A 277-nucleotide genomic window follows, 5' to 3' on the forward strand; every position below is an offset into this window, starting at 1 on the left:
GTTAACGATTAAAAAATCAAGGACATATACTTCTAAAGAGCAAATTTATCAGGCGCGTGCAAAAACAACTGATTTAAATGATGAACTAATTGCGTTGCTGATGGACAGAAATATAAAACAAATGCACAGTGGGTTTGAGTTAACAACTGATCCTAAGCTTAAAAATCACTCAGGTTTTCGATTTGATGAAGCGCAATGTATTGGTGCAATAAAAGAATTAATTGCACCATGTCAATTAATATTAGGTGCTAAAGGTTATCCATTTGTAAAACAAAAT

General features: G+C 32.1%; 1 protein-coding gene. It reads left to right on the forward strand.

Annotated features, from left to right (window positions below; all coding sequences use genetic code 11):
* Positions 1-277: hypothetical protein (locus SB765_RS29350; RefSeq protein WP_410932450.1), on the forward strand; the 277-nt coding region annotated here is incomplete at both ends.

The organism is Pseudomonas sp. SIMBA_067 (assembly GCF_046534675.1).
In the GTDB taxonomy this organism is placed as follows: Bacteria; Pseudomonadota; Gammaproteobacteria; order Pseudomonadales; family Pseudomonadaceae; genus Aquipseudomonas; species Aquipseudomonas putida.